The 17,178-nt window shown below is 42.6% G+C and carries 15 protein-coding genes and 1 tRNA gene; 5 read left to right on the top strand and 11 right to left on the bottom strand.

Annotated features, from left to right (window positions below; translation table 11 throughout):
- The first annotated feature begins 214 nt into the window (after nucleotides 1-214).
- From QZZ43_RS07785 to larC, 3 genes are read left to right on the top strand one after another with little or no spacing between them, the layout of a single operon-like run.
- Entirely contained in the window at nucleotides 215-994 is a 780-nt protein-coding gene (locus tag QZZ43_RS07785) for an exoenzyme S synthesis protein B (protein ID WP_291857662.1), read from the top strand.
- The gene (larB, locus tag QZZ43_RS07780) at nucleotides 991-1,725 is read left to right on the top strand and encodes a nickel pincer cofactor biosynthesis protein LarB (RefSeq protein ID WP_291857660.1); all 735 of its coding nucleotides are present in this window, start codon (nucleotides 991-993) and stop codon (nucleotides 1,723-1,725) included. Before QZZ43_RS07785 ends, larB begins: the two co-directional genes overlap by 4 nt.
- Before the next feature lie 3 nt (nucleotides 1,726-1,728).
- Complete coding sequence (larC, locus tag QZZ43_RS07775; RefSeq protein ID WP_291857658.1) at nucleotides 1,729-2,541, top strand: nickel insertion protein; 813 nt, start codon at nucleotides 1,729-1,731, stop codon at nucleotides 2,539-2,541.
- A gap of 81 nt (nucleotides 2,542-2,622) precedes the next feature.
- On the opposite strand, the gene QZZ43_RS07770 is transcribed toward larC, so the two are convergent.
- A complete protein-coding gene (locus tag QZZ43_RS07770; protein WP_291857656.1) occupies nucleotides 2,623-3,330 on the bottom strand; it encodes a Crp/Fnr family transcriptional regulator in 708 nt (235 codons plus the stop codon).
- Nucleotides 3,331-4,124: 794 nt separating this feature from the next.
- On the opposite strand from QZZ43_RS07770, the gene QZZ43_RS07765 reads away from it, so the two are divergent.
- Nucleotides 4,125-4,541, top strand: coding sequence for an OsmC family protein (locus QZZ43_RS07765; RefSeq protein WP_291857654.1), 417 nt, complete (start codon nucleotides 4,125-4,127; stop codon nucleotides 4,539-4,541).
- A gap of 82 nt (nucleotides 4,542-4,623) precedes the next feature.
- Here QZZ43_RS07765 and clpX read toward each other — a convergent pair whose 3' ends face one another.
- The 6 genes from clpX to tatC form a co-directional block, all read right to left on the bottom strand.
- Nucleotides 4,624-5,838 carry an ATP-dependent Clp protease ATP-binding subunit ClpX gene (gene clpX, locus QZZ43_RS07760; RefSeq protein WP_291857652.1) on the bottom strand — a complete coding sequence of 405 codons (1,215 nt, stop codon included), beginning with the start codon at nucleotides 5,836-5,838 and terminating at the stop codon, nucleotides 4,624-4,626.
- Between the two features lie 72 nt (nucleotides 5,839-5,910).
- Complete coding sequence (gene clpP, locus QZZ43_RS07755) at nucleotides 5,911-6,594, bottom strand: ATP-dependent Clp endopeptidase proteolytic subunit ClpP (protein ID WP_291857650.1); 684 nt, start codon at nucleotides 6,592-6,594, stop codon at nucleotides 5,911-5,913.
- A 234-nt stretch (nucleotides 6,595-6,828) separates the two neighbouring features.
- Complete coding sequence (tig, locus tag QZZ43_RS07750; RefSeq protein WP_291857649.1) at nucleotides 6,829-8,205, bottom strand: trigger factor; 1,377 nt, start codon at nucleotides 8,203-8,205, stop codon at nucleotides 6,829-6,831.
- 302 nt (nucleotides 8,206-8,507) lie between these two features.
- A tRNA-Leu gene (locus QZZ43_RS07745) sits at nucleotides 8,508-8,589 on the bottom strand.
- 76 nt (nucleotides 8,590-8,665) lie between these two features.
- Nucleotides 8,666-9,433 (bottom strand): LPS export ABC transporter ATP-binding protein, encoded by a 768-nt coding sequence (gene lptB, locus QZZ43_RS07740; RefSeq protein WP_291857647.1) that lies wholly within the window; start codon nucleotides 9,431-9,433, stop codon nucleotides 8,666-8,668.
- 12 nt (nucleotides 9,434-9,445) lie between these two features.
- Entirely contained in the window at nucleotides 9,446-10,267 is an 822-nt protein-coding gene (gene tatC, locus QZZ43_RS07735; RefSeq protein ID WP_291857645.1) for a twin-arginine translocase subunit TatC, read from the bottom strand.
- 331 nt (nucleotides 10,268-10,598) lie between these two features.
- Here tatC and recQ point away from each other — a divergent pair, with 331 nt between their 5' ends.
- A complete protein-coding gene (gene recQ, locus QZZ43_RS07730; protein ID WP_291857643.1) occupies nucleotides 10,599-12,779 on the top strand; it encodes a DNA helicase RecQ in 2,181 nt (726 codons plus the stop codon).
- 194 nt (nucleotides 12,780-12,973) lie between these two features.
- On the opposite strand, the gene QZZ43_RS07725 is transcribed toward recQ, so the two are convergent.
- The 4 genes from QZZ43_RS07725 to QZZ43_RS07710 all read right to left on the bottom strand — a co-directional run.
- Nucleotides 12,974-14,911 carry a helix-hairpin-helix domain-containing protein gene (locus QZZ43_RS07725; protein WP_291857641.1) on the bottom strand — a complete coding sequence of 646 codons (1,938 nt, stop codon included), beginning with the start codon at nucleotides 14,909-14,911 and terminating at the stop codon, nucleotides 12,974-12,976.
- A gap of 83 nt (nucleotides 14,912-14,994) precedes the next feature.
- Nucleotides 14,995-15,834 carry a hypothetical protein gene (locus QZZ43_RS07720; RefSeq protein WP_291857639.1) on the bottom strand — a complete coding sequence of 280 codons (840 nt, stop codon included), beginning with the start codon at nucleotides 15,832-15,834 and terminating at the stop codon, nucleotides 14,995-14,997.
- An 88-nt stretch (nucleotides 15,835-15,922) separates the two neighbouring features.
- Entirely contained in the window at nucleotides 15,923-16,528 is a 606-nt protein-coding gene (locus QZZ43_RS07715; RefSeq protein WP_291857637.1) for a PAP2 family protein, read from the bottom strand.
- Nucleotides 16,529-16,562: 34 nt separating this feature from the next.
- The coding region (locus QZZ43_RS07710) for an RNA polymerase sigma-54 factor (protein WP_367221368.1) at nucleotides 16,563-17,178 on the bottom strand (616 nt) is incomplete at its 5' end.

The following is a 17,178-nucleotide window of genomic DNA, read 5'->3' as shown; positions in this document are numbered from 1 at the left end:
TTTTTCGACAAAAAGTCAAAAAAAAGGAAAAACAAAAGTTCAACTTTTTTTTTAAATCTGCCAAACTCTCCTGATTGATCTGAATACAATAACTCCCTCATAAGAAAAAACATATCAGCCTCTATTCTGTTCAGTCTGGCTCCTGGAACAACACTTCCTACGATGGTCATTTTTTTATTACATTGCACGGCACAAACCGAAAAAAAGAGAACGAGTGAAAGAATTGTTAATCAACCACCTAAAAAAAACCAGCCGTTTCTACCTGATGTTCTCCGGAGGATTCGACAGCAGCGCTATTCTCGGATGTGCTGTTGAAGCCCATTTAGATGTGGTACCGGTATGGATTGATAACGGATTCAACAGGGTTACCGAAAAAGAGATAAAGCAACAGGCTGTAAATATGGGATGTGAAAACCTGGAAATAATCCACATGACGCCCCAACAAAAGGTTCTAAAAAATCCAGTTGACCGATGCTATCATTGTAAAAATCAACTCATCAACCCTGTCATTTCCAGGAAAGACGCACTGGTTTTTGATGGCACCAATGCTTCGGACAGCAACAACTATCGGCCGGGGGTAAAAGCACTTCGAAAAGGAGGTGTGAGGTCTCCACTGGCAGAACTTAAAATCACCAAAGAGCAGGCACGGGAATTGGCCATTACGATGGGTGCTGATCCGATAATTGCCAATATGGAAGGATGTCTGGCTACCCGGTTCAACTATGATGTGGAAATTACCACAAAAAGGCTGAACACACTTAGAAAAATAGAACAGGAAATACTGAGAACTACAGGCGATCACCATTTACGATGCAGACTGGACGATGAAGAACATTTGCGTATTGAATGCCGGAATCAGGCAACCTTTACAAAACTGATTGAACCGGAATTCAGAGAAAAAATAGTGGAATCCGGAAAGCAAATTGCCACTTTTGTTACTTTAGATTTAGAAGAAGCAAGAAAAAATGCATTTGATAAAAAACTGGGATTATGACATTTGACGAATTGTACGACAAGATATCCAAAGGCAATATGTCGCGGGATGAGGCCCGGAAACACTTCTCACTTGAGTGGATGGAGACCGCCCGCAATTATATTGCTGATGTAAACCGCGGGGCACGAATAAATATTCCAGAAATAATATATGGTGAATATAAGACTGCGGAGCAATCCATCGAAATGGCAGAAGCCTTTCTCACAGAACACTCTCAGGTTCTTATTTCCCGTAGCCCCCATCACGAAGCACTTACCGCTCACTTCGGTGGTCGCTTTCAAATACATGAAACACCTTTGTTACTGGCCATTGGCAAAATGCCTGAAAAGCGGGGCAATATTCTTGTCATCAGTGCGGGAGCTGCCGACCATCCAGTAACAGCCGAATGTGCACTGGCACTGGAAGCGCTGGGAGTAACTCCTCACGTATTCGAAGACAGAGGAATTGCACACCCCACCCGAGTTCTCGATGCCATTATGGAAGGTATGAAAAACAATGTGTCGGCAGTGGTCGTAGTTGCCGGGATGGAAGGTGCCCTGGCACCCTTTGTCTCCTCACTGGTCCCGCTGCCGGTCATTGGCGTGCCTACTTCGGTAGGATATGGCTTCAGAGCCAAGGAAGCAGCACTAACATCCATGCTGGCATCCTGTGCCCCAAACCTTGCAGTTGTTAACATTGACGGAGGCATCAGAGCAGCTGTTGTTTCCGGTTTAATCGCTAAAAACAGATAATTTATGCAACTTTTTATATCTCCCGAAGGAGGAATAGCAGGCGATATGTTTGCCGCAGCTCTTATTGATGCCGGTGCTGATGCTGAAAAAGTGACTGCTGCCATGCAGGCAGCTGCCGAAAAACTTGGCAGGGCCACCGTTCGCCATCAGAAAACCAGTGACGGATCCAGCAGATTATTTATTGAAGTAGAACACCATCACGGACACTTATCCAGTCACCGCGCCACCCACCTGCTGGAACATCTCTTCGACGACTTCAGCGTTCTCCCTGCCTATCGGGAGTTTGGTTTTCGAATGCTGAACCATCTTATTAAAGCAGAAAAAGAAGCCCATGCAACCTTCGATTTTGATATGGAAAATCATCACCATCAACATAATCACCAGCACACAGACGGCGAAGGCCATCACCACCATCATCATAAGCATGAAGAACCCGAAGCCTGGTTACATGAGGCTCAGGACATATTAATTGACATTATGGGAGCAGTAATGGGATTGCAGGAACTGCAGGCACCTGTAAACGCCACACTTACTTCACCCGTAAGCTGGGGAGGTGGCTCCATCAGTTTTTCGCATGGAACCCTGAAAGTTCCGGCACCGGCAACATCTGTGATGATAAAAAATAACGGTATTCCCGCTCAGAAAGGGCCCATTGATACTGAGCTCTTCACCCCTACCGGGGCGGCGGTACTTTCAGCCCTGGAAGCAAAAGAAGTTAAGCCATTCCCTAAAGGCGTAGAAGCAGCAAAATTAGGTGCATCGAGAGGAACAAAAGATTTACCTATTCCTCCTCTCAGAATTTCATTGTATAGTTAATCGTCCCGACACACAAGAGATGTGAACTGGACCACATTAACAACAACAATATGACCTGCTCACCGCTGTAAAAACCCATTTCTAGACATAAACATTACCAATTTTAATGAGTTTTGGTATGTTCAGCAATTTAATTTTTCTCCCGTTTAGTTCAATCAGGTTATCAGCTTTAAACTCGGAAAGAAGACGAATTACTGACTCTGTAGCAGTGCCCACCATATTGGCCAGTTCCTCACGGGTAAGGGAGATTTGGAGGGTATGCTCTTCATCCAAATCAAAAGTATCCATCAGGAGTAACAGCACTTCGGCCAAACGCTCACGAACGGTCTTTTGTGCAATATCGGTAAGGAATTTATTGGATTCGCCCAATTCACGGCAGGTAAGTCGCATCAGGGCCATAGCAAATTCCGGATTTCCTTTTATGAAACTGGTAATAATGTCTCCGGGCATGTAACAGAGCACCGCATCCTGAATCACTCTGGCAGTGGTACAGGCCAACTCATCGCTAACAATAGAGCGAAATCCGATTAAATCGCCTCCTTTGGCAAAACGGATAATTTGTTCCTTCCCGTCAAATCCGGTTTTATAAATTTTCAAGACGCCTCCGGCAACAATGTAAGAACCGTTAATCCGGCTGCCCTCATCATAAATAATAGACCCCCGTTTATGACTTGTGCAAACCAGACTCTGGCTTAAGGACTCTATTTCGGCATCGGTGAGCCCACTAAATATATCAAACGACTTCAGATCAATTTCTTCTACATTGACTTGTTCCTGGGATCTTTTCATTTTTCATAGATTTTTTTATGTAACCAATCTGATGGTGTTTTTTGCTTCAGAAACGAAGATACTGTGAAAAAGCATAAGCCTGCAAACACCGTATTTCAATTTCTTTTCTATCGGCTAATTCGGTACAACAAAAACGTTGGATGGCCTTGTTTAAGCATAAGAAATAGGCTCATCACAAACATGGGTACCTATTTAAAATATTTTGTTCTTTCAAATAAGACATTTCTAACAATCACTAAAGTATACGACACCTTCAGCGTCGATATTTTTTATTTTGCGAAAAACTATAAACATAAGAGCCCTTCAGGCTCCGTTTCTATCCAATATAAAAGCATGACCCGATACAGGTCAAATATTTATAAATGTAATGTCTACATGAGAATCGACCCCCAACGCGGGTAGTACCAGTTATGTGCATTTGTTTGTTTTTCTCATGTTTTTTCGATTATGATCTTTTCAAAGTATTTAATAGGTCGCATTATATAATGATGAGCCTAAAACAAAACCTGAGTCTGTTGCCAAAACCCTTATTTCGAATACAGTGTTATCCATTTGCGCAACATCAAAGAACACGGTATTTATGGGGCTCACAACCGGATATAAATCTTGACATCTGTCATAAACCAATACAAATATAAAAAGAAAGATTATATTTGCACGAAAATTGTAAAATGTAGATATGTAAATATATAAACATAAAAACAACTCCTTTGTTTTACTGATTGAAATTACTTGAAAATGGTCAACATTTTCACTAATATAAACAATCCTTAGAAAACTTAAAAACAAACAATATGAAGACATCATTAGACCTAAACTGGACCGGAAACATGTCGTTCGAAACAGAAATGAACGGACATAAAGTTGTATTGGATGCCGATCCCACGGTGGGAGGAGAAAATAAGGGCGTTCGTCCCAAGCCGTTGATGCTGCTGGCTCTTGCAGGCTGTACCGGAATGGATGTAGTATCCATTCTCAAAAAAATGCGTGTGGAAGTTGAGGACTTTAATGTAACGGTCGAAGCCAATATGACGGAAGAGCATCCCAAACACTATGACAAGATGCATATAATCTACTCCTTCAAGGGGAAAGACCTCCCAAGAGAGAAACTTGAGAAGGCGGTCAACTTGTCCGAAGAGAAGTATTGCGGTGTTTCAGAGGTGTATAAGAAGGCCATGGAATTAACCACTGAAGTGCGCATCGAAGAATAATATTTCACCAAAATAGAAAAAGAAAACCGGTGCGAGGCAATCTCACACCGGTTTTTTTATTATGGTCATATTTTTGGAAAACTCAACTTGCTTTTAATCTGCCAACGTTTACGCGCTCAATGCGTTCCATGGCAAAATCAAGTTTAATATTAAGTTTCTTAGTCTTTTTGGAAGGCGTATGAAACATGTGATCAATCATAATGGTTTCACAAATTGACCTTAAGCCGCGTGCTCCCAACTTAAATTCAACTGCCTTTTCCACGATATAATCCAGCACATCATCTTCAAACTCCAGATCGATTCCGTCAATTTCAAAAAGCTTTTTGTACTGCTTAATGATAGAGTTCTTGGGGTCAACCAATATTCTGCGCAAGGTAGGAGGATCCAATGGATTGAGATAAGTCAAAACCGGCAAGCGACCGATAATTTCAGGGATAAGACCAAAAGACTTAAGGTCCTGGGGTGCAATGTATTGCAACAGGTTGCTTTGATCAATATTCTCTTTGTCTCGACTTGCTGAATATCCCACAACTTTAGTGTTCAGGCGCTGGGCAATCTTACGATCTATGCCATCAAAGGCACCACCACAGATAAAGAGGATATTCTTTGTATCTACGGGAATCATTTTCTGGTCGGGATGTTTCCGGCCACCCTGAGGCGGCACATTCACCACCGAGCCTTCGAGCAGTTTCAGCAAGCCTTGCTGAACACCCTCGCCAGACACATCGCGTGTAATGGAAGGATTATCGCTTTTTCGGGCAATTTTGTCTATTTCGTCAATAAAAACAATACCCTTTTCGGCAGCCTGAGTGTTGTAATCGGCAGCCTGCAGCAATCGGCTAAGAATGCTTTCAATATCCTCACCCACATAACCTGCTTCAGTCAAAACCGTAGCATCCACAATAGTGAAAGGAACATGCAACATTCTGGCAATGGTGCGTGCCAGAAGGGTTTTACCTGTTCCTGTTTCACCCACTAAAATGATGTTCGATTTTTCAATCTCAACCTCATCTCCGTCATCTTTCTGCAACAAACGCTTATAGTGATTGTAAACAGCAACTGAAAGATATTTCTTTGCCTCTTCCTGACCAATCACATATTGATTCAGAAAGGAATTAATTTCGGCAGGCTTCAATAACTTGAGTTCCCCCACATCGAAAGAACTCTTTTTCTTCATTTCCTCTTCCAGGATAGAATGAGCCTGATCAATGCAACTGTCACAGATGTGCCCCGAGATACCGGCCACCAACAGATTTGTATCTTTCCTGCTTCTTCCGCAAAATGAACACTTATCCATAAAATTATTCCTCTACTTCCTTTAAAGCTAATCGCACCTGAAACCGGGCCCAGGTTTAAGCCATTCAAATAATTATTTCTTGTCGCCAGAGCGTTTCAGTACTTCATCAATCATACCATACTTCTGGGCCTCTTCAGCAGTCATCCAGTAATCACGATCAGAATCTTTTTCCACCTTCTTCACGGTATTTCCTGAATGGTCGGCAATAATTTCGTACAACTCTTTCTTCAGCTTCAATATCTCACGGGCAGTAATCTCAATATCTGAGGCCTGTCCCTGAGCCCCCCCCATGGGCTGGTGAATCATAATGCGTGAATGTGTAAGCGCTGAACGTTTTCCTTTGGCACCTGCAGTTAGAAGCACAGCTCCCATTGAAGCAGCCATTCCTGTGCAGATGGTTTGAATATCTGAAGAGATAAACTGCATGGTATCATAAATACCCAGACCGGAATGAACCGAACCTCCGGGTGTATTAAAATAAATACTGATATCCTTACTGCTGTCTACCGAATCGAGATACAACAACTGAGCCTGGATTATATTGGCTACATAGTCATCTATAGGAACGCCTAGGAATATAATGCGGTCCATCATCAACCGGGAGAATACATCCATGCTGGCTACATTCAACTGACGCTCCTCAATAATGGTGGGCGAAATGTAACTACTGGTAATAGCGGTGTATTTATCCAGCACCAAACTGTTAATTCCCATGTGTTTGGTGGCGTATTTCTGAAAATCTTTTGGATCAATCATATCTTCTGTTTTGAGTTTAACAACTTGCTAAATTAGGAATAATTTGGTTGACTCAAACAAACATTTTAAGCATTAGGCCGAAATTACTTATTTCATTCTAACCCTAAAACACTTTAACCTGAAAACATAACCATCGGAAAAACTAAAAGTTTTCGGCAATGGAAATATTTCCAGGTTAAAAATCAGCTCCTGAAATTGACATTATTTATGCTAATAACAGGGAGCCGGTCTTATTTATTTCTTTTGACTCTTCTCAAAAAGCTTATTGAACTCGTCTCTGGAAACTTCTTTTTCTTCAATTTTAACCGCCTCTTTAACGAAGTCCATCACCTTATCATTGATGGCACCTTCAGCCATTCCGCGCTGTTGGTCCTCATTTTTAAGCATGTCCATGGCATAGCTTTCAAGATGCTCATCCGGTACGTTGTTCAGGCCATATTGCATGAATTGAAGTTTGGCAGATTTCTTGGCAAAATCAATAATATCCTTCTGCTCCACTTTCAGCTCATTTTCTTTGATCAACTGGTTTCGGATTATCTGCCACTTAAGGTCTTCAAGAAAATGAGGCATTTCCTGGTCAATCTGCTCATCGGTGAAGTCCTGCTCCTCCTTATTCTGATTGGTGGCTTTAATCCAGCGTTTGAGGAATTGCTCAGGAAGGTTCAAATCCATTTTTCCCATCAGCTTTTCTTTGGCATCCATAGAGAATTTATACTCCGATTCCATCTCAAGCGTATTCCCGAGGTCTTCTTTAACCTGAGCGGTAAATTCCTCTTCGTTGGTAACTTTTCCTGGACCGAAAACTTTATCGAAAAGCTCCTGATTCAGTTCGGGATCTATATATTCTGTAATTTCCTTAACAGAAAATTTAAATTTTCCGCTAATATTAGCTGCCTCTTCCTTTGAAATTTTTAGAAGATATGAGATCTCAGTCTCGTTTGGGAATGCTTTCTTTGGTTCAAAAACAATTTCATCGCCTACTTTTGCACCAACAATTTTCTTTTTTTCTTTATCTGTTTTGATGATGGCCGTTGACATTACCGCATCCTCGGCTTTTATTCCATCTTCAATGGGTTCACCGTTCTTATCAAGCTGTACAAAGTCACCTTTGAGCATACTCTTCTCTCCGGCTTCTTCGCGGGGTTCGGTTGAACCAAAACGACTGGTAACATTTTTCTTCTGACCTTCAAGCATATCCTCGGTAACCTCAATTTTATAGTAAGGCAACTTTTCACGCTTGGTAAGTTTCACCTCTACTTCTGGGGTCAATCCCAGGTCAAAAGAAAACTTAAATTGCTCATCATTATCAAAATCAATGGTCTGCTGCTTCTCTGAAGGCAACGGTTCACCAAGGATATCCAATTTATTGTCAGTAATGTAGGATGAAAGGTTTTCGGAAACCAGTTTATTGATTTCGTCGACCAAAACAGCCTTACCATACATCTTTTTCACCAGACTGGCAGGAACTTTTCCCGGACGGAATCCAGGCATATTCACTTTTTTTCGGTAGTCTTTCAGGACATTCTCAACCCTTGGTTCATAATCGTCCTTCTCAATGGTGAGATGCACAACGGCATTCAAATCATCAATTTGTTCTTTCTCAATGTTCATGTGGAAACAATTTTCAATTTTTAGCCAACACTAAACCAGCATCTGTATAAAAAACCAACAGCCGGTAGCTTTCAATAAAAGTATTAATAAGGCCGTTTTGCCGGTAATTTCAGAAACGTCCTGTTTCCAACTCCGGACAAAAACGAGTGCAAAGATAATGAAGCAATTACAAGTTGCCAAACCGGACAACACCGGCAGTCCATTTTTATCTTTTCTCAACCCGTTTTTCGAGGCCTGCACAATTAAAAAAACCGCCTTTTGCGACCATCGGCCACCCAAGGCGGTTTTAACTTTTTTGTTTGTGCGGACGGAGGGACTCGAACCCACACGCCTCTCGGCACTAGATCCTAAATCTAGCGCGGCTACCAATTACGCCACGTCCGCCTGATTTTTGCGGTTGCAAAGTACGGCTATTTTATTTCAATATCCAAGAAAAAAATCACTTTTCTTCAAAATCTGTTCAGGAGTTTTTTGCATGGTCAAAATTCCTGCGCTTTAACTCAAAATCATCACCCAGATAAACACGCCGTACATCAGGATCTTCGGCCAGCTCTTCAGCTGACCCGGCCTTTAAAATATCACCTTCAAAAAGCAAATAAGCGCGGTCGGTAATCGACAACGTTTCATGTACATTGTGGTCGGTAATTAAAATTCCGATGTTTTTGAACTTCAGGCGTGCAACAATCTCCTGAATATCACGCACGGCAATGGGGTCAACACCTGCAAAGGGCTCATCCAGCAAAATAAAACTGGGATTAATGGCGAGAGCTCTTGCAATTTCTGTTCTTCGTCGCTCTCCTCCTGACAACTGGATACCCAAACTTTTACGAATATGACCAAGACCAAATTCTCCAATAAGTTCTTCCAAACGTTCTTTTTGATACTCCTTGGAATAATTGGTCATCTCAAGCACAGCCATGATGTTGTCTTCAACACTCAGTTTTCGGAAAACACTGGCTTCCTGAGCCAGATAGCCAATTCCCTTTTGCGCCCGGCGATAAACCGGCTCATTGGTAATTTCTTCCTTATCCAGAAAAATCTTCCCCTCATTGGGAGTAATAAGCCCAACAATCATATAAAAAGTTGTTGTTTTTCCGGCTCCATTTGGGCCCAGCAATCCAACAATCTCTCCCTGATTCACCTCCACTGACACACCCTTCACCACCGTCCGGTTGCGATATCTTTTAACAAGCGTGTCTGTATGCAATTTCATCTTATGCTCTTCCATTACCTCCTTATTTTAGCCCTGTCGGGCCAGTTCTTTCTGCTTATTCCGTTCCACAGCTCTTGCAATCATAATTCCAGCCTCATAGAGCAGAATCAATGGCAAACACACCAATATCTGACTAATGACATCAGGAGGAGTTATAATTGCTGCCACTGCCAAAGTTACTACAATAGAATGTCTTCGGTACTTTTTAAGCGTATCTGCAGTAACCAATCCAACCTTGCTCATAAAATAGATAAACATGGGCAACTCGAACAAAATGCCACTGGCCAGAATAATAGAGGAAACCGTACCAATATAAGATCCGAGATTCACAATATTCTCTACTTTTTCACTGACCTGATAACTACCTAAAAAATGAACAGACAAAGGCGTTATCACATAGTAAGCAAAAAGGATGCCTATAGTGAACAGAATCGAAGCAAAGAAAATAGCACCACGACTGTGATCAACTTCCTCTTTGTAAAGAGCGGGCTTAATAAACCTCCAGAACTCCCAGAAAATCAAAGGAAAAGCTATCACCAACCCGGCCAGAAAAGAAATCCACAAATGAGTGGTAAACTGTCCGGTCATATTGATATTCTGGAGTGACAACTGCACCGGATTGATACACAACACCGGCAGATTAAAATCTCTGGCCAGTTCGCACAAGAACCGGTTCGTAAAAAAGTCAGGGTTGCCGGGGCCTAAAAGAATTACATCAAAAACAATACTTTTAAAAATAAAGGCCAGTATTGCAAACACAAAAATGTACAAAAAAGACCGCACAAGATGCCATCGAAGCTCCTCAAGATGCTCTAAAAAAGACATTTCTTCCCGGACTGATTTTCCCATTTCAATTTGTTCTCAGATTTGTTAAACGTGATTGCGAAGATAAAAACACTTTCTAAATAATTTGTTTTTACTGTGGTTATTTTATACCTTCAATAAGAATTAAACCATACCTCATATACCCATAGTTGCCTGAATTGAATGGTAATCTTATAAAAGGTTGCCTGAAAATTTCAGTCCTGTACCATAAAGAGTAAAAAAGACTCATAAAAATCGGTTAAACGTATCGAATTTCTAAATAATCCATTAAATTTGTTTGCTTTATGGGTCAAAGAAGGAACGAGCAATAACAAACTGATTTTGTGTTGAAAATTATGAATAGTTAGAATTTGTTATGACTAAGCAGATTGACCTAAGCAGTTATCTAAAGCAGCATTTTGGTTTCGATACATTTAAAGGAAACCAGGAAGCGATAATTCAAAATGTTCTCGACGGGAATGACACTTTTGTTCTGATGCCCACAGGCGGAGGCAAGTCGCTTTGCTATCAGTTGCCGGCACTTATTCTGGACGGAACAGCCATCATAATATCCCCCCTGATTGCACTGATGAAAAACCAGGTGGATGCCATGCGAAACTTCAGTGAGGACGATGGAATTGCTCATTTCCTGAATTCTTCATTGACAAAATCGGCCATCCAGCAAGTTAAAGACGATGTGGTTTCGGGGAAAACACGACTATTATATGTGGCACCTGAATCGCTTACCAAAGAGGACAACATCCAGTTTCTTAAACAGGTTAAGATTTCTTTCTACGCCGTAGATGAAGCCCACTGTATCTCGGAATGGGGGCACGACTTCCGACCTGAGTATCGCCGTATAAGACCCATTATCAGCGAAATAGGGGAAGCTCCTGTAATAGCTCTAACTGCCACGGCCACCCCAAAAGTGCAACACGACATCCAGAAAAACCTGGGCATGCTCAATGCCAGCGTATTTAAATCTTCCTTTAACCGTGCCAACCTCTTTTACGAGGTTAGGCCCAAGGTTAATGCAACCAGAGAAATCATCAAAATTCTCAAGGAAAATGCGGGAAAATCAGGCATTATTTATTGCCTGAGCCGTAAAAAAGTAGAAGAACTGGCCGAGACCCTCATCGTAAACGGAATTAAGGCACTACCTTATCATGCAGGGATGGATGCAGCAACGCGTTCGGGCAATCAGGATAAATTCCTGATGGAAGATATAGATGTGATAGTTGCCACCATCGCCTTTGGAATGGGAATTGACAAACCTGATGTACGAATTGTCATTCATTACGACATCCCAAAAAGCCTGGAAGGATATTACCAGGAAACCGGGCGGGGAGGACGCGACGGCGGAGAAGGCCGATGCATCGCATTCTACAGTTATAAGGACATCCAGAAACTGGAGAAATTCATGCAGGGCAAGCCCCTGGCTGAGCAGGAAATAGGGAAGCAACTATTACTGGAAACGGTGGCCTACGCAGAGTCATCGGTGTGTCGCCGGAAAATGCTGCTCCACTATTTCGGAGAAGTATATACCGAAGAAAACTGCTCAACCTGTGATAATTGTGTACATCCCAAAGAACAATTCGAAGGCAAGGATCACATTATAAAACTACTTAAAGTTGTAAATGAACTTAAGGAACGGTTCAAAACCGAACACATCATTCAGGTGATGATTGGAAAAGTAACCAGTATCATTAAATCCTACCACCACCACGAACTGGACATTTTTGGATGCGGCGGCGAGGAAGATGAAAAATTCTGGCATGCGGTAACTCGTCAGGCACTGGTAAACGGACTGATATCTAAAGACATTGAGAGTTATGGTCTGCTAAAAATGACTGAGAAAGGTCTGAAATATATCAAAAAGCCTTACAGCATCATGATTGCCCGCGACCACGACTTCGATGAAATGGAACAGGAAACACGTTCGGCGGGAGGTACCGCTGCCGTTGATACCGTTTTGTTTTCTATGCTAAAAGACCTGCGTAAAAAACTATCCAAAAAGAAAAACCTTCCGCCATTTGTCATTTTCCAGGACCCATCGCTGGAAGCCATGTCCACCTATTACCCCATAACACTGGAAGAACTTCAGAATATGCCGGGTGTTGGTGCAGGAAAAGCCAAGCGTTTCGGTAAAGATTTCGTGGAACTCATCCAGGCTCATGTGGATGAGAACGAAATAGAGCGCCCCATGGATTTAGTGGTCAAAACCGTGGCCAACAAAAGCAAGTCAAAGGTCAGCATTATCCAGAGTATCGACCGCCAGGTGTCGTTGGAAGATATTGCCAACTCCAAAGGGATAGAACTGCGTGAACTACTACAGGAAATTGAGTCCATCGTCTATTCCGGAACCCGTGTCAATATAGATTATTACATTGACCAGGTAATGGATGAGGAACACCGCGATGACATCTTTTTCTATTTTAAAGAAGATGCCGAAACAGATGATATTGGCGCAGCCCTTGATGAACTTGGCGAGGACGAATACTCTGAAGAAGAGGTACGAATGGTGCGCATCAAATTTATCTCTGAAGTGGGAAACTAGTGTCTTGTCAAGCCTAAAATTTCGCACCAAGTATTACTGATTTTCGTTTTTTATTCATGGCCTTAAGCTCACATAGCTAAGACTGTGCTCGCTTTCTCTCATTTTGAAAAAAGCAAAAGCCAGTTTCAACTTACACGTCATTTGATAAATAAGCCGGAACTAGTTAGACAATTACTAAATTAATAACTATCACACTAGAACTTCAGCCGCATCTGGAAAGTAAATTCCGTTTTCTTATTGGATGCAATCTGTTGACTTCCGGAGCCAATTTCAGCTCTGTCGCTGTATTGCCACCGTGCTGCCCGCAACCAGAAATGAAGACTTCGCGCCACTTTATAGTTTACCATCAACAGAAAACGGCTTCCTTTTCCGGCATAAGCCGGCACTGAGAACATATAAAGCACATGAGGCTCGTAGGAATACAAACGGGCCTCGTACCCGGTGGTTGAAAAAACTGCCAGCCGCCCTGTAAGTGTTAGTGTCTGATTTTCATTGCTCCACCTCAGATCCTGAGCCACCATTTGCCCGTTTTGGTTTTCTCCCTCATTTCTTACAAAGTGCCACTGAGCTAGCGAGGTCAGCTGCCATCCTGGATTTACTTTCTGCCTGTACTGTACTTTCAACTGATCATATTTCTGAAAACAGATGCCCTCCTCAGGTGAATCATCACCCTCATTTACCGGTTTTTCCCGATGCCGGAATTTTATCCGGAGTGTTGCGTCCTGCCCAAAATCCTTTTCCAAATGCCCCAACCAATCGGAGCCTGAAGCGGGCGCATCAATCCGGAACTTAAGCCAATGAAACCGATAGTAATCCAAATAGGAGGAAAGAATTATTTGAAACGGAAACTCCCACCGTATGCCACAATAGTACCCCTCTTCGCCCTGAAAGCTCCCACTTTCAGTCATAGGCCCAGCAAGCGGTGCCTTATACTGTGTGGAAATGGAGCGCTGACTCAGAGAAAGAGAAAAACCCGGGGCAGCGCCCCACACCAATCCGTTATAAAAGGCATAGTGGCTCAACTCATTGGAAGCAACCTCTCCGAAAAGAAGCAAATTCTTCCGGCTAACCATATAGCCCAGCCAACTGTTAGCATTCTCTTTCCCTCTGAAATAAAATTGATTGTAAGGAAGAACATTGGGTTCCAATGACCGGTCAAGCCGATAATTGACATGCCCGGCTTCCAGGTTCAGCCAACGACCCGACCATGAAGCCTTTGCTCCTGCCACCAGTTCAAGCACGTTGTGCCGCTGATTTATTTCAGTTTCTGTTCGATGAAAACCATCTTCACGTAAACTGGTGAGACGACCATTTCCATCAATCCGACCATCTCTGTAATTTTGTGAGTAAAAAGGAATCACTTCCACCGATTTGTATCCCAACACTGCATAGCCCCCCTGCATAGCCATTGCTTCCGAAGCCGACAAAGAGGGTCTGAAAGAAGCTCGCCGGTTTCTGATACTGGTGGTCATAGAACTTTTACGCATGGGCATTCCCGACTGAAGTACCAAGCCCTGTGCAGCACTGGCAAAATACCGGCCTGCCAGAGCTTCCCTGAACCACCCATTCTCTTTTTTGTAATGTACATAACCCGACATCAGGTCAATGCCATTTATACCTTTTCCAAACATAGGTTCTCCCGGATCTTTCTCCACAATCATTCCTGCTGAAAAATTTCGGTTGGTCTCAATTTGAGTACGCTTATACAATTTGAACCTATCACCCTGATACAAAACACCGGAATCATCTTCCTCAAAACCTTTGGCTTTTTCCAGTTGAAAGCCTGCTCTAAGAAACGAATCGCCCCAAAGACGGAATTTCCGGGTTTCCGACTCATGAGGGCCAAAAGACAGTAGAGGTTCCAGCCTTTGAATGACATCCACCGGCAAGCCATCCACAGCCTGAAGTTCATAAATGCTAAGAAAAGAACCGTTGACATACCTCTTAAAAAGAATATTCTCCACCTGAATATCAGTCAGAAAGAATATCTGCTCCAGATCTTCCCTTCCGGCTACATTAATATTTATGGGGTTACGAGCCAGTCCGATAAGATGCTCCGTCAGAACAGAAACATCTTCAATTTCTGTTTCTTCGGCATAGATGGAGGCCACTTCTTCGGCCCATTGTTGCAAACCTTCACCAATTTGAGAAGAACAACGAATAGAAGAACAAAAACACAAGACCAAGCATAGAGAGATTTTTAAAAAGAACAATTTCACTTTTCACCTCCTCCCTTACCCTCAAAGTGCCAAACAATCCCGGCCGTTGAAGAGAGTCCCAGCTGATCGTGATGATTGGCACCCATGGTTAGTTCAATACCCTCCCACCGTATTGTGGTTCCAAAGGCCAACCGCACCGGCTTAGCTGAAATCGCCCCCCTAAGTTCTACCGTGGAATGAACCCTGGCGGACATCCCGAAACCATATATCTGCCGGGACAAATTATTCCTGTGCATAATGTCGGCAATTACCCCAAAAGTCGGAGACAATTTCACATTGCAGGCAACTGCCAGGAAAGATGCCAAAGGCTGTTCCGAAAATTCATCTTTCAAAGACTGTCCTGCAGCATTCCGACCAAAAACAGAAAGCGTTACTTTTTCTGATGCATCAAGAGAAAAACCAGCATCAAAAGTGAATGCATCCGCTGTTTCAGCATGTTTAATGGTGCGCATTACGTATCGGAACCGAACCCCCATCCTCAGATAAGGAGCCACGCTTCGTCCAATTGATAGTGAAATGTGCTGATGATTAAAAAGCTGATTTCCGTATCGGGAATATACAACTCCGGCATTTAAAAGAGATAAAGGAACAACACCAAATGCCGTCTGCGAGGAAAGCGCTTCAGTCAAAAATGCATTGTGATAGCCAACCCCTGCTGCGGGGGTTTCAACACTGCTGATTCCTGCAGGATTGGAGAATAATGACCAAACGGTGGTATCTGCTGCTCCGGACAGACCGAGAGAAAAAGAGACCGGAGAGGGAAAGTCGTAATGCTGGGCTTTGGCAAATAGCAAGCAAAAGAAAGAAAGCCCTGCCAGTAACAGTTTTCTTTTCATGGGTGGGTAGGATTACGGGTTTGTTAATGATTATCTGCAAGTTAATCATATAACAAACACAACGCAAATCTACAGAGCTATCAAACAATCAGACCAGAAAAACCCCCAGAAATACAATAATAAAACCAGTGGCGTAGCCAACATACACCTGAGACGGTGAATGAGCATTCAGATAAAGGCGAGCGGTGGCAGTAAGTCCGGAAACAACCAACATCAGTGAAACAAGCAATATTAAATCCACTCCGTATTTAAACATCATTCCTGCCAAAGTTGCCGTTATTCCCCCTACAGCAATGGCATGTAAACTAATTTTCCAAAAAAAAGAGATTCCGACAGCTAACAATACTGCGACCAAGATGGCCAACACAAAATTCTCAATCAGGGGAGAAATATTGAGACGCCTAAGAAAAAAATAACCCAAAAAATAAAATACTCCTGTTGTGAGAACGGGGAAAATGCGTTCACGGGCTGTTTCCATTCTAAAGCTTTTAATCACTTTCATTTGAAGAAACAGCGGCAAAAGGGATATGGGCAAAAGGCATGACGAGATAAAAATTATGAAATAGGCCAATCGTTTTATTTCAAAAGGAATATAAGACAAATGTGTGCCGGCACTGAAAATAAAGAACAGCCCCAAAGTAGGCATCAACATAGGGTGAAAAAGAAACGAAATGATTTTGCTGAAAAGCTTCATGGAACAATGATTTATTTTTCCCGGCAATCTGCAATTACCACTCTTTCCGAAGCCGGGCAACGGGAATGTTTAGCTGTTCCCGGTATTTGGCAACAGTTCTTCGTGCAATGTTGTAAGATTTCTCCTGAAGAATTTTTGCCAATCTGTCGTCAGTTAAAGGTTTCCGCTTGTCTTCGTTTTCAATGCAATCCTGCAGGATACTTTTAATTTCGCGGGTAGAAACCTCCTCTCCGGAATCGGTCTGCAACCCTTCGGAAAAGAAATATTTCAACGGGAAAATTCCAAAATGCGTTTGAATGTATTTGCTGTTGGAAACCCTTGAAATAGTAGATATATCCAAATCCGTACGCTCTGCAATATCCTTTAGAATCATGGGTCTCAACCGGGTCTCGTCCCCCTCCAGGAAATATTCGTACTGATAATCGAGAATAGACTGCATAACCGTCATCAATGTATTCTGACGCTGCTTAATGGCATCGATGAACCACTTGGCCGAATCGAGCTTTTGCTTCACGAACATCAGGGCCTCTTTCTTATCCTTGCTTTGATTCTTTTTATTGGCCTGATAATCTTCAAACATTTCAGCATAGGTATGGCTGATCCGCAGTTCGGGTACATTCCGGTTGTTCAATGACAAGTTGGGTTTGCCG

It is taken from the genome of Marinilabilia sp., from assembly GCF_016278715.1.
Classification (GTDB): domain Bacteria; phylum Bacteroidota; class Bacteroidia; order Bacteroidales; family Marinilabiliaceae; genus Marinilabilia.
Note: the sequence above shows the minus strand (reverse complement) of the source record. Positions and strands in the feature narration are given on the sequence as shown.